Source organism: Streptomyces sp. NPDC058145 (assembly GCF_042884245.1).
Taxonomy (GTDB): domain Bacteria; phylum Actinomycetota; class Actinomycetes; order Streptomycetales; family Streptomycetaceae; genus Streptomyces.
Genome location: NZ_JBHVUH010000016.1, coordinates 182,209 through 194,851 on the forward strand (window position 1 = coordinate 182,209; position 12,643 = coordinate 194,851).

The 12,643-nt window shown below is 70.3% G+C and carries 8 protein-coding genes and 1 pseudogene; 2 read left to right on the forward strand and 7 right to left on the reverse strand.

Annotated features, from left to right (window positions below):
- The first annotated feature begins 453 nt into the window (after positions 1–453).
- A complete protein-coding gene (locus ACFVVO_RS31955) occupies positions 454–528 on the forward strand; it encodes a 50S ribosomal protein bL37 (protein ID WP_101896790.1) in 75 nt (24 codons plus the stop codon).
- Between the two features lie 160 nt (positions 529–688).
- On the opposite strand, the gene ACFVVO_RS31960 is transcribed toward ACFVVO_RS31955, so the two are convergent.
- The 6 genes from ACFVVO_RS31960 to ACFVVO_RS31985 all read right to left on the reverse strand — a co-directional run bounded on the left by ACFVVO_RS31960 (position 689) and on the right by ACFVVO_RS31985 (position 9,867).
- Positions 689–3,757 (reverse strand): NACHT domain-containing protein, encoded by a 3,069-nt coding sequence (locus ACFVVO_RS31960; protein WP_390059597.1) that lies wholly within the window; start codon positions 3,755–3,757, stop codon positions 689–691.
- Between the two features lie 654 nt (positions 3,758–4,411).
- Positions 4,412–5,431 carry a histidinol-phosphate transaminase gene (locus tag ACFVVO_RS31965; RefSeq protein ID WP_390059598.1) on the reverse strand — a complete coding sequence of 340 codons (1,020 nt, stop codon included), beginning with the start codon at positions 5,429–5,431 and terminating at the stop codon, positions 4,412–4,414.
- A gap of 3 nt (positions 5,432–5,434) precedes the next feature.
- A complete protein-coding gene (locus tag ACFVVO_RS31970) occupies positions 5,435–6,454 on the reverse strand; it encodes a 3-oxoacyl-ACP synthase III family protein (protein WP_390059600.1) in 1,020 nt (339 codons plus the stop codon).
- Positions 6,451–7,104 (reverse strand): SRPBCC family protein, encoded by a 654-nt coding sequence (locus ACFVVO_RS31975; RefSeq protein ID WP_390059602.1) that lies wholly within the window; start codon positions 7,102–7,104, stop codon positions 6,451–6,453. The genes ACFVVO_RS31970 and ACFVVO_RS31975 overlap by 4 nt, the downstream gene beginning before the upstream one ends.
- The gene (locus tag ACFVVO_RS31980) at positions 7,076–8,854 is read right to left on the reverse strand and encodes a thiamine pyrophosphate-binding protein (protein ID WP_390059604.1); all 1,779 of its coding nucleotides are present in this window, start codon (positions 8,852–8,854) and stop codon (positions 7,076–7,078) included. Before ACFVVO_RS31980 ends, ACFVVO_RS31975 begins: the two co-directional genes overlap by 29 nt.
- Entirely contained in the window at positions 8,851–9,867 is a 1,017-nt protein-coding gene (locus tag ACFVVO_RS31985) for a GlxA family transcriptional regulator (protein WP_390059606.1), read from the reverse strand. Before ACFVVO_RS31985 ends, ACFVVO_RS31980 begins: the two co-directional genes overlap by 4 nt.
- A 755-nt stretch (positions 9,868–10,622) precedes the next feature.
- On the opposite strand from ACFVVO_RS31985, the gene ACFVVO_RS31990 reads away from it, so the two are divergent.
- Entirely contained in the window at positions 10,623–10,994 is a 372-nt protein-coding gene (locus ACFVVO_RS31990; RefSeq protein WP_390059608.1) for a cupin domain-containing protein, read from the forward strand.
- Positions 10,995–11,010: 16 nt separating this feature from the next.
- On the opposite strand, the pseudogene ACFVVO_RS31995 reads toward ACFVVO_RS31990, so the two are convergent.
- Positions 11,011–12,076: pseudogene (locus ACFVVO_RS31995) on the reverse strand (helix-turn-helix domain-containing protein).
- Positions 12,077–12,643: the final 567 nt, after the last annotated feature.

The following is a 12,643-nucleotide window of genomic DNA, read 5'->3' on the forward strand; positions in this document are numbered from 1 at the left end:
GCGGCGACCAGGGTGAGCCCGGCCGCGGTCCACACCACGGGAGTGGTGCAACCGTGCTCCCCCGTCTTAATCGCGGCGAGGGTCAGCGTTCCCATCGCGATCACGGCGGTGACCCGCAGGCGTGCTGTTCGCGGCGCGCCGCCGCTCGGCCCGGCTCGCCAACCGGCGGTCCGTACCTGATCCCTGAGAAAGCCGGTGGGGTACCCGTGGGGAGTGACGGGTTGCTGACCCTGGTCATGTTCTGGCTGATGCGCGGTCTGTAAATCTGCCGGCCCAGCCTTCTCAGGTCCGAGCCGCAGTGCCACCGCACTAGGGCCCATCCGCCCCTGACCAGCGAGTTTGGTCAGGAGTGGATCTCTCTTGCGATCGCCTGCTAATCGCTGATGCAGGCATCCAGGGTTGAATCTAGACTGACGAAGGCGTCAAAAGTCCCCAATCAGGGAGATATGCACCATGGCTAAGCGAGGGAATAAGCGACGCAGCCGTAAGAAGAAGAAGGCGAATCACGGCAAGCGCCCCAACGCCTGAGCCAACCTGATCGGGCGGCTGGGGTCCGCTCCTGCGCAGCCTATGCCCGGTCGGCTGCCGCGGCATCCATGTCCCCGGCCACGCCCAGGTGCGGCCGTTCTTACGGGTGCGCGGGAGTCCGGGGCGCGGTCCGTGCGGCCGGCCCCGCCGTGGTCACGGCTCATCCGGAGGGAAGGCCGAACAGGTCGGCGTGGTGCCTGTTCATGTGCTCCCTCAATTCCGCGGGAAGGCAGGAGACCAGGGCCTCCACGATCGGGCGGGCGTGCGACCCTAGCCGGTCGCGGTCCCGGTCGACCAGGTCGCACAGCAGGGGCAGCAGGCGCCGACCCACCGTGACGTCCGGCCCGGCGGTGTCGAGTCCGGCGGCGACGCGCGCGTACAACTGCCTGACTTCCTCGTGCGGTAGTGCCGACCCGGCGTCCAGCCACAGCCGCAGCAGGTCATGCACGACGGAGGTCGCGGGGCGGCCCCCGCCACCGTTGAAGGTGGTCACCAGCGGCCCCAGCGACTCCAGCAGCGGCTGGGCGACCTGGAGCAGCACGCCCTCGGTCGTCCCGGCGGCGAGACGGGCCTTGTGCCACATGTCGTCCCAGTAGGCAACATGCCAGGTCACGTGCCCTGCCTCGCGCGGCGTCACCTGGTACATCCAGTGGGCGTCGACGACTTCGGGGCGTGCGGCGTCGTCCTCCTGCCGCAGGCGAATGTGCAGGTCCCGGCCCGCGGCGTCCCTGACGTGACTGACGTTCAGGGCCAGGGCGAAGTCCGCCCACTCCGCTTCCGGGAGCGAGGCGCGCCACAGCAGTGTGTGGGCGTGCCAGGCCTCACCGGGGTCGTCCTCGGCGGGGAACAGGGTTGCCGCCGTCGTTTCGCCGGTCAACAGGACGACCAGCATGACGAGGTTCGCGCTGTAGATGCCGTGCCGCGATGAGACACGCATGCGGCGCGGGCTGTATGTCGGGTACGACCGCTTGTCCCCGCGCTCCTCCCGGCTCCGCTCCCAGTGCACCCGCACCACCAGGTCGGCGATCCGCTCCCGCTCCTCCGCCGAGAGCCGGGCGACGCACGCCCGCGCGAATCTCAACATCTGCCGTGAGAACAGGGGCGCGAACGACACCAGGGCATAGAGGAGGTCGTCGTCCAGGGGCTCCGCGCTCCGCAGCAGGGCGGGCCGGTGGCCGAGTAGCCGTACCAGTTGCTGGACCGCCAGGCGCACGGCGAGGTACTCGCCGAACGTGGCGTGCAGGAACTCGTAGCTGGACAGCCGCTCCCCGTCCCGGATGGACTGGGCCCGCTGGACGAAGAAGAACCGGCCGAGCGCGGCCTCGGCCTGGTCCAGCGGCTTGCGGAAGCTGTGCGACTGCTCCTCGGACTGTCCGTAGATGGCTCCGAGGTCGTCCTCCAGTTCCTTGCTGGCCACCCATTGGCGCCTGCGGTTGAGCATAGAGAAGGCCACGATCGACAGCCGCTGCAACTCGCTCTCGACGCGCTCGTCGACCTGGCTGTCCCACAGGGCGTCCCCAGCGCTCTTGCGCACCTCTCGCCGCGCGAACGAGATCAGCAGTGCCTCGTAGAGTTCGGCCTCGTCCAGGGGGCGGCCGTCCTCGCCTTGGAAGTCGTTTCCGGCGCCGTGGAAGAGGGCGAGCATGGTCAGCAGCAGGGGCTGTTCGGCCAGTCTGCGGTGCGGTGCCAGCAACTCCCAGCTCAGGGTGGACAGTCCACGGGCGACGAGGCTGCGGGCGTTGCGGTTGTTCCACTGCTGGATCCACACCCTGATCTGGTCCGGCTGGAAGGGTTCGAGCCGGAGGGCGACCGTGCCGGGCGGATGCTGGGCCCGGTCCGCGACCGCGGTCCTGCTGGTCACCAACGCCAGTACGGGCCTGCCCTGTTCGCGCTCCCTCTCCTGGAAGCGGGCGACGCGTGTGAGGAAGTCGCTCTGCCGCACTCCGGTGGTCTGCAGGAGTTCGTCGAAGCCGTCCAGCAGCAGGACGGGGACCGCCGTACCGGCCGAACGGACCAGTTCCGGCCAGCCGACCCGCTCCCCCGTCGCGTCGCGCACGGCCTGCTCCAGTTGGTCCTGGAGGTCGTGGTCGGCCCGCACGTCGCGCAGCGCCACCCGGACGGGCAGGAACCCCGTGGCGGGCAGCCGGGCCGCGAGGATCATGGTGAGGACGGACTTGCCCGCGCCCGGCTGCCCGAGCACCAGCAGCGGAACGTCCCAGAGACCCGGTGAGGTGAGGGCGCCGGCCAGGTAGTCCGTCAGGTCGCTGCGCACCGGTACCCCGGCCCACCACTCCTCGTCGGCGGGGTTGTCGTGGTCGCCGACGGCGCGCACCTTGAAGTCGGGGTCCAGGTAGACCTCGTCCAGGGTGGGCATGCGCATACCTTCGGGAGGCGAGTCGGCGGCGAGGATGCGGCGGCCGAGCGCCGCCTCGTGGGCGCGTGCCAGTGCCCGTGCCGCATGCGCCGGGGGGTGGCTCAGAGCAGCGGAGGACGCCAGGGCCCGTTCCAGTTGCGCGAGCGCCCGGCGCAGCTCGGCCCTCGTCGCCTGGTGCTCCAGCTGACCGGTCCAGTAGAGGAACTCCGGGGCCTCCTGGACAAGTCGGCGGTACAGCTCCTCGTACCGCTCCACCGCACGGCGCGGCAGGGTCCGGTGCACGGTGTCCGTGGCCGCCTGCCTTTCACGGCTCGGCAGCCGGGCCCACAGGTCGAGTCCCTCCAGGAAGCGCGTGATGCGGCCGCCCAGGGACTCGTACCACTGCCCGAGCGCGACGAGGCTGTCCTCGTAGGGGAGGTGCGGGGCCGGACAGGGTGCGTCGACCTGGGCCAGAGTCTGCGCCAGCCCCTCCGGTGCGGGCGGCCGGCCGGCCACGAGCCGCATCTGTTCCCGGGGAGTGAGGCGTACATCGTCCCAGGAGAAGGGGAGTTCCGCCTCCTGGAGCACTTCGAAGAACGCCAGCACGACGATGACCGTGTGGGCCGCCTCCAGCAGCCGGGTGCGCGCCGCGCGACCGTCGGCGCCGCGCAGGCGGTCCCCCAGGCTCCGGGCCGCCGCACGGCCCAGCCCCAGGATGCGTCCGCGTTCGCCCAGCATGCCGAGCACCTCGCCGCTCAGGCCGCCCGTGGCCAGGTTCAGCGCGCCACCGACCGCCCGGTCCACGGTGGCCGTCGCGGGGGGATCCTGCCCGAGGAGCACCAGCGCGTCCCCGAACGAAAGCAGCCTGCGCGACACCGCCGCACCCCCCGTGATCGCCCGCGCACCCAAGGTCGGCATCGTGTCACGGCGACCCCGGCGGGGTCAGCGGATCACCAACTTCCCTGCCGAGCGAGGGATTCGGCGCGAAGGCGGCTCCGGGCGGGTTGAGCGTCCGGCTTTGCTCTCAGCCCCCGCCGCAGACAAGCACCACGGCTGCGGTGTCGAAGACAAGCATGGACGCCACGTCTCGATGCGCCGTCAACTGACTGTCCGATGCGACGTATGACCGGTAGCCGAGGGATACGGGACTACGATCACTGTGTCGAGCAGTACATGTGCGTCGGCCATCCGGCGTTGAGGGGGTCAGCGTGGACGACAGCAAGCAGCCGGTCCGGTTCCGGCAGCGCGCGAAGCAGGTGACCGCGCCGCCGACGCCGGAGGCACTGTTCGGGGTCCTCCCGCGAACGACCACCAGCCACGGCGCTCTGTGGTCGCATCAGGCCGCCATGCTGCGCTCCTACGCCTCGCCCTCACTCTTGAACAAGTCGGACGTCGCCCTGGAACTCCCGACCGGCTCCGGGAAGACCTTGGTCCGGCCTCGATGCGACTCGGTTCGGAGGAAGACGCCGGCCCCGTCAAGCCAGGGGGCTCCGGCCCCTCCTGCCGACGGCATGAACCGGTCCGGGTGCTTCACGCGTGCGACGCCCCCCGCTGTCCGCGCAGTCCGGCCAGCGCGGTCAGCACGGCGTCGCTGGCCTTCCGGTCGCCTACGGTGAGCCGCAGGCCCTCGCCGGGGTAGTGGCGCACCTGGACACCGGCGCCGGCGAGCGCCGCGGCGCCCTCTCCGACCGGATCGGGCGCCGCGAGCCAGACGGAGTTGGCGTGGCCGGCCCGGACCCGCCAGCCGAGAGACACGAGCTCGCCGCGGAGCCGCTCGCGTTCGGCGACGACGGTGTCCACGCGCTGGCGCAGCTCGCTCTCGGCCGGCAGCGAGGCCTTCACCGCGGCCGCTGCCACCGCGTTAACCCCAAAGGGCAGCTGCTGCCCGCGGATCCGCTCTACCAGGCAGGGGGCGCCCAGCCCGTAGCCGACCCGCAGCGCCGCGAGACCGTACGCCTTGGAGAAGGTGCGCAGGACCAGCAGGTTGGTGTACGCGCCCACGAGTGCCGGCGAGTCTGGTAGGTCGGCGCCGCGGGCGAACTCCACGTACGCCTCGTCGAGGAGCACGGTGACGTGCCGGGGAACCCGGCGCAGGAATGCCGACAGGGCCTCGGCGCCGATGAGGCTGCCGGTGGGGTTGTGGGGATTGCACAGCACCACGACCCGCGTGCGGTGGTCGAGCGCCGCGAGCAGGGCGCCCAGATCCTGGTGTCCGTCCGGCGACAGCGGTACGGGGACGGACCGAGCGCCGGCCATGGCGGCCAGCAGGGGATACGCGTCGAACGTGCGCCAGGCGTGGGCCACCGTGTCGCCGGGCTGCACCACCGCCCGGAACAACTGCAGCGCCACGCCGACCGATCCGCTGCCCACGGCGACCCGGTCGGGAGGCACCCGACACCACGCGGCGATCCGCTCGGTGAGGTCGTCGGGGTGGAACTGCGGATAGCGGTGGGCCTGCGCCACGGCCCGCCGCATCGCCTCGCGCACCGAGGGCAGCGGAGGATACGGACTCTCGTTCAGGGCGAGCCGGTGCAGCACGGGGACGTCCACGGCTCAGTTCCCTCCGCCGTGCCAGCGAACGGCGACGGCACCGGCGAAGTCGCCCGCGTGGGCGAAGCCCGCGAGCACCACCAGATCGCCGTTTGCCACCTGCCCGGAGCCGATCGCCCGGTCCAGGGTGACCGGGATCGCCGCTCCGAACAGGTTCCCGCACTCGTCGAAGGTGTGCAGGTGCCGTTCGGCCGGCAGAAGCAGCGCCTCGCGCCAGTTCCGCAGGAAGGTGCGGTTGGGCTGGTTGGTGATGAGCACGTCGATGTCGGTGCTGGCTACGCCGAGCCGTCGGCACAGGTCCGTGACCACCTCGGGCACGAGGCGGTTGCCCCGCGCCAGGACCTTGGCCACGCTTGCGTCGGAGAATCCGATCCGCAGCTGGGACTCTCCCGGCTCCCAGTACTTGCGGCCGTCGTCGACCGCCACCGTCATGTCACCGGCGTACTCGCCGATGTGCCGCGTCTCCACGTCGAGGACCGGTGACCCGGCCGACGTCGTTACGTACCCCACACCGCACCCGTCGCCTGGGATCGCCGCCTGGGCGAGCCTGCGCACCTCGGACTGGGTGAACCACTGCCCGGCGGCGCTCTGCGCGTTGCAGATCAGCGCCGTCTTCGCGTCGGTGGTGCCGAGGATCTGCCGCGACAGCTTCAGCATGTACACGAAGGACGCGCAGCCTGCGTTGGCCACGTCGACGAGCCACTCGGGGTTCAGGCCGAGTCGGCGCGCCACCTCGGTTCCGGCACCCACGAACGGCAGATCGGGCAACTGGCTGTGCACCAGCAGCACGTCGACGTTCCGAATCTCGGCGCGGCCGTGCCGTTCGATCAGCGGCTGTACGGCCCGCTCCACCATCTCCGCGTTGGTCTCGTCCCGGGCCACGTGGTGCCGTGCCGGCGGGACCCGGAACATGGGATGGTGGCGGAGCTTGTCCTCCGCTCCGGGGTACTCCGTGTAGAACTCCGCGGGGACTGGCTCGCCGGGTAGATAGCTCGCGACGTCGGTGAGGCTGACCGTGGTCACCGCGCCACCGCCCTCGCCGGCGCCGAACCGATCGGCAGACCGTTGCGGTGGCGGTGCTCCAGGATGGCCTTGAGGTTGCGCATCTCCAGGGTGTGCCCCGCGTAGAAGAGGTCCCAGTAGTCGCCCACCCAGGGCCGCTCCGGGCGGGGTGCCAGCTCGGGGTGCGGGTTGTCGTCGTAGTAGGGGTGCCGGCAGTTGGTCCACGTGATCACCGAGCCGGGCCTGTCGAGTACCAGCCGGGCCGGTACGACACGCATCAGGTAGATCATCCACAGCTTGTCGCCCTGGTCCCAGGAGCAGTGGTAGTCCACGGTCATGGCCTCACGGTTGGCGAGCACGCTGCAGTAGATCGTGGTGTCGTCCTCCAGCCGGTCCCTGCCGGCCCACAGCCCCGGCGTGCCGGTGGGAGCGAAGTCCCGCAGGCTGCAGGTCCACTCCTCCAGGTGGTGTCCCTGGCGCAGGTAGTCGTACGCCTGCTCCGGCGGGCAGTCGACGTACTCGTGGATGGTGCAGTACTGCCCGTGGACCTGGTGGTGCGGGTACACCGCGTGGGTCAGCTCCATGCAGTGGGCGGTCAGTTCCTCCTTTCCGGCGTTCTCGATGCGGACCAGACCGGGGATGTCAGCCAACGTGGACGGCTTTTCGCTCATGTGAACCCTCCTTGCTCTTGGTGGCTTCGGCGGTTTCGGTGGTTCGGGTGCCTTCGGCGGCGAAGGACCGGAAGGGAAGGAACGGGGGGATCTCCAGCGGGTCGCAGGCCACCGAGACCAGCGCCGGGCCGTCGCCCGCGTTGCCGCGCAGCAGTGCCCCGCGCAGCTGCGCCGCGTCGGTGGCCTCCGTGGCCGGCAGCGACGGGAAGGCGGCGGCCGCTCCGGCGGCGAGGTCGGTGGGTGCGAACAGGTCGTCGTCGCGGGCCCGGCCCTGGAGGAACCGCTCCCGCAGCGCGCACATGGCGTGCGCGTTGTTGTTGAGGATCACGAACGTCACGGGTGCGCCGTACTCCACGGCGGTGTGCACCTCCATGCCGTGCATGAAGAAGGACCCGTCGCCGGCGAGGACGTAGGTGCGCCGGCCGGTGGCGAGCGCGGCGCCGATGCCGGCGCCGAAGGTGTAGCCCATGCCGCCCATGCCGACCGCCACCACGAAGCGGCCGTGGCGCGGTGCCGGGAGGAGATGGATCGCGCACGCACCCGCGTTGCCGGCGTCCACGAAGACGTGCGCGTCCTGGGGAAGGGCCGCCTCCACCGCGGCGACCGCCCGGGCGAGGGGGACGGTTCCCTCCCGTGCCCGGCGAGAGGGCATCGGTGCGGGCACCGGGCCGGCGTGCGGTGGGCAGGGGCGTGGGTCGGACGGCAGCCGGGCGGCCACCGCGCGCAGCGCGTCCCGCAGGTTCCCGCCGAGCGTGCTGCCTGCCACGAACGGTGGCTCGGAGCCGAGGCAGACGATGTCGGTGGCGGTCAGGGCCCGGTCAAGGCCGCCACGTGCCAGGAGCGGCAACCTGGTACCGACGAGCAGGCACAGGTCTGCCCGCCGTAAGCAGTCCTCGACGTTGGCGTGGCCCATCACCCCGGCCACGCCCGCGAATCGCGGATCACGGTTGTCGAAGACGTCCTTGGCGTCCGGGGTGACCGCCACCCAGGCCCCCAGGCGCCGGGCCAGTGCGGCGAGATCCTCACGCGCGCCGGTGGCGGCCACCTCCTCACCGGCGACGACGAGGACGCGGCTGGCCTTGCGGAGGGCGTCCGACACGGCGGCGACGGCGGCCGCGCCGGGCGGTGCCGCGGATGCCGCCGCGAGGTCGTCCGGCATCTGCGCCTCACCGTGGGCCGGCACCGGGATTCGGGCCTGCTGCACGTCCTTGGGCAGCAGCAGCACGGCCGGACCGCGGGGAGTGGACTGTGCCGCAGCGAGTGCCCTGGGCAGTAACTCCGCGAACGAATCCGGGTCGTCGACGCGGGCGCAGAACCGCGACACAGGGGCGAAGACGTCCCGCGCGTCGAAGGAGCCCGCCTTGCCGCTGGAATCCTGGAACGCCCCCTGCCCTTCCTGGCCGGTCGGCGGCTGCCCCACCAGGGCCAGCACGGGCACCCGGGAGGCATGGGCCTCCGCCAGCCCCGGTACCAGGTTCATCGCCCCACCGCCCGAGGTAGCGGCGACCACGCCGAGGCGCCCGGTGGTGCGCGCGTACCCGTCGGCCATGGTGACGGCGGAGAACTCGTGTTTGGCGACGACGCCGCGGACGGTGCCGACGCGGTGCACCGCGTCGTACAGGTCCTCGATGTTCGCGCCGCCGACGCCGAACATGTGGGTGACGCCGGCCCTGGCGAGTTCCCTGGCGAGAAAGTCGACTAGGCGTACCGATTCCGCTCCTTCGCGCGGTCCTGGAGCCGTGGTGGTCATACGGGGCTTCCCTCCGTTTCGTGGTGCCGGTCGATGAGGCCGGACGGCGAGATGACCTGGAAGCGCAGCCGGTACTCCTTGGGGGTGAGCCCCAGGGTTCGTCCGAAGGAGCGGAAGAACGTCTCGGTGGCGGGGAATCCGCAGCGGCCGGCTATCTGGCCGATCGTCAGGTCCGTGCTCTCCAGCAGTTCACGGGCCCGGGCGATACGCGTGCGCTCGACGTACTGGCCGGGTGTCATGCCGACTTCGCGCCGGAAGACCCGCGCGAAGTTGCGCTGGCTCATGTTGGCCCGCCGCGCGATCTCGGCCACGGGCAGCGGGCCGTCCAGGTTGTGCTGGATCCACTCCTGTGCCGCCCGGATCGGCGGATGGTCGGCCAACTGGGCGTCGAGGACGGCGCTGTACTGGGACTGTCCTCCGTGCCGCTTGAGGAACAGCACCAGGAACCGCGCCGTCTCCAGTGCCAGCGCCGACCCGTGGTCGGCCTCCACCAGGGCAAGCGCCATGTCGATCCCCGTCGACACGCCCGCGGACGTCACGAAGGGGCCGTCCCAGACGAAGATCGGCTCCGCGTCCACCGTCACCTGCGGATAGCGGCACGCCATCGCCTCGCTGTATGCCCAGTGCGTGGTGGCGCGTCTGCCGTCGAGAAGGCCCGCCTCGGCCAGCAGAAATGATCCGCCGCACACGGAGGCGACTCTGCGCGACCGGGCCGCGGCACGGCCGATCCAGGAGACGAGTTCCCGGTCGCGGAGCGCGTTGTCGAGACTCCAGCCCCCCGGCACCAGAAGCGTGTCGACCGGGCCCTCACCCGCCGCCAGCGGCGAGGCATGCACCACCACCCCTGAACTCATGCGCACCAGTGGTGCGTCGGCGGAGACGAAGTCGGTCCGGTAGGGGGTGCCCGTGGGGCCCATAAGCCGGTTCGCCGTATCGAACACTTCGATCGGTCCGGTGACGTCCAGGGCCATCGCACCCGCGTACACCACCACAACAACACGTCGCTCCAACACGGTCACAGCCTGTATCGGTCGCCGCACTGGCTGCAATGACAGATTACTGACGTATCCGGCCACCAAGCTCCGCCGCACACGCGGCCAACGCGCTGGCGAGGCACTTCGCGCGCAGAGTGGGGTGCGTCGGGTGAGGCAGCTCACAAGGTGCGGCGGTGCGGTGGCCTGTCGGCCCGGTCAGGAGGTGGATGCCGCCAGCGCCCGTCTCGTACAACTTCGGGTCGACGGCCCCATGCCAGGGGCGGCGGTCCGCGCTTCGAGTGGGCGGGCGGTTAGGAGTGGGGGACGCGCGGCCTCACCCTGGCCTGTTCACGAGGGTCAGATTCGCGTACGCGCCGCCGCTCGCTGACCTGCCGGATCAGAAGATGTCGGGAAGCCGACTGCGACCCGGGAGAAGCGACGGATAAGGATGATCTCCTCGGTCCACATCATTCGGGCATTCGTCATCCAACGCCCAGTACACAGCACTGGAAAGCCTCACCGCCGACCTCGCCGCCTGGCGCTCCTGGTACCGGCGCACCGTCGTCCTCGACGCCTTGGAACACCTCCACACCCACGCCAGCACCAGCCACTGACAAACAACTCGGCACATTGGGACTGAGGGCCTCCAGGCGCTGATGGACGTACGGGGTCGGTCTGAGGCCATGCCAGGAACGTACAAGACCGGCGGAGTCCGTGCGCGGCAGGCTCGTGACGCCGGTCTGGAGGGCCTGAGAGGTCGCTCCTGGTTGCCCGGCCCTGAATAAGGATGCCGTATGTCCGAATCTGTTGTTCCTGTCAACCTCGCCGACAAGCTGTCGCAGTTCAGCGAGCTGTGGTCGCAGAAGAAAGTGGCCGTGCTCAACGACTACGAGGTCAAGCTGGCCAAATTGAAGGGGGAATTCGTCTGGCACACCCATGAGGACACCGATGAACTGTTCCTGGTCATCAGCGGGCGGCTCACCATCCAGCTCAGGGATGCCGATGTGGTGCTGGAACCTGGCGAGTTGTTCGTGGTTCCCCGTGGAGTCGAGCACTGCCCCATGGCAGACGAGGAGACCGCCATCCTGTTGTTCGAACCGGCGGAAACGCTCAACACCGGTGACGCAGGAGGACCGATGACCAAGGCGGCCGAGATTCTCGGGTGACGTGCAGGGCGTGGTGTCAGGCTGCAGCCCTGAGGGGGCGCCGGCCCCAGCGGATGCCCTTCTCACTGCGGATCCGGGCGCGTTCGCGGCGTTCGGCGGCCAGGACGTCTCGGTGGCGGGCGTTGGCGTTGCGCCAGCGCAGGTAGGCATGCAGTGCCCGGGTCTGCCCGATGTGGTCGGGGTGGTGGGAGTTGGCGATGGTGAACTGCCGCAGTGGCCCGAAGTGGGCCTCGATCGGGTTGGCCCAGGACGCGTAGGTCGGGGTGAAGCACAGCTCGACCCGGTGCTTGTTCGCCCAGCGGCGGATTTCGGCGCCTTTGTGGGCGGACAGGTTGTCCATGATCACGTAGATCGGTGCGCCGTCGGGCCGGGCGGCGCGGATCTGGGTCTCGTCGCCGACCGAATAGCAGCCGTGGAAGTACCGGACCCCGTGGGTGCGGTGATAGGTGGCGGGCAGCCGGTCGGGGTGCCCCTGCCTGGCCCAGCACCTGAGCCCGCGGTGGGCTGATCCCGAGCGGGCCGAACTCGTCGAACGCGAAGACCCGGTCCGGGAAACGGTGCAGGACTTCCTCGATCCGGTCCAGCTTCGTCTCGCGCTCCGGATCCGGGGAGTCCTTCCAGGTCTTGGTGCGCTGGAAGGTGACGCCGCGGCGCGCGAGCAGGCAACGTAACGCCTCGCGGCCGATACGAATGACCCTGCCGTGCACTTTCCGAAGGTAGGTGACCAGTTTGCGCAGCGACCAGCGGGTGAAGGGCTGTCCGAGTTTGGTCGGGCGGGTGATGGCCGTCTCGATGACGAAGTCCTCATCGTCAGGGCTGAGCAGGCGGGGACGGCCTCCCGCCCACCGAGGGTCCAGGCAGGCCAGGCCGATCTCGTTGAACCGGTGGATCACATCCCGGACAGTGTCCTCGTCGGCCTGCACCAGCTGGGCGATCACCGGCACGCGGTTTCCGCCGGCCGAGGCTAGCAGCATCATCGCGCGCCGGTAGCGCACCGAACTCGTGCTGCCGCGGCGCACGATTTGCTGCAGCCGCTGACCCTCCTGGTCAGTCAGTCTGCGTACCCGCACAGGCTCGGCCACCCGACCTCCCAGCGGTCGGAACGGACGTCACCGCCCATCCAACCGCCCCAACCTCCAGCCCGGCGAACCTAATCCGTAGATAAGGGCGTCCCAATGGAGTGTGGGAATGCTCGAGTAGAGGGCTGCGATGCCTGCGGCGAACCGGGTCTGCTGAGACCTCCGCATAGAGCGGCGCGCGGTCCTCATACTCATGGTGGCAGTTGCGTGGGCGTCGGACGAACGCCTATTGGTTCCCCGGCCTCGATGCCCAAGGATAGATCGGCGGCGCCGGCGCCCGTGCACCCGTCACCGTCCAGCTGGTGTTGGCGCCCGCTGATGCTGGACGGACGTTTGACGTCCCTCCTGGCACGCGAGGCCTACCGAAAGATCGGCGCCGTCCAGCGCCGCCGGGCGTCAACACCCCCCGCTTGATCACTCGTTGGTGTTGGTGGTGCGAGCCCGCTCCATGGTGACCTCTTGTGAAGCCCGAGCCGCCCGAGCTCCCGCAGGGACCGAGGCCCGTGGGACGAGCTGGTGCCGCGAACAGCTACTGAGACATCCCACGCAGGTAACGCGTCAAGCGGCTTG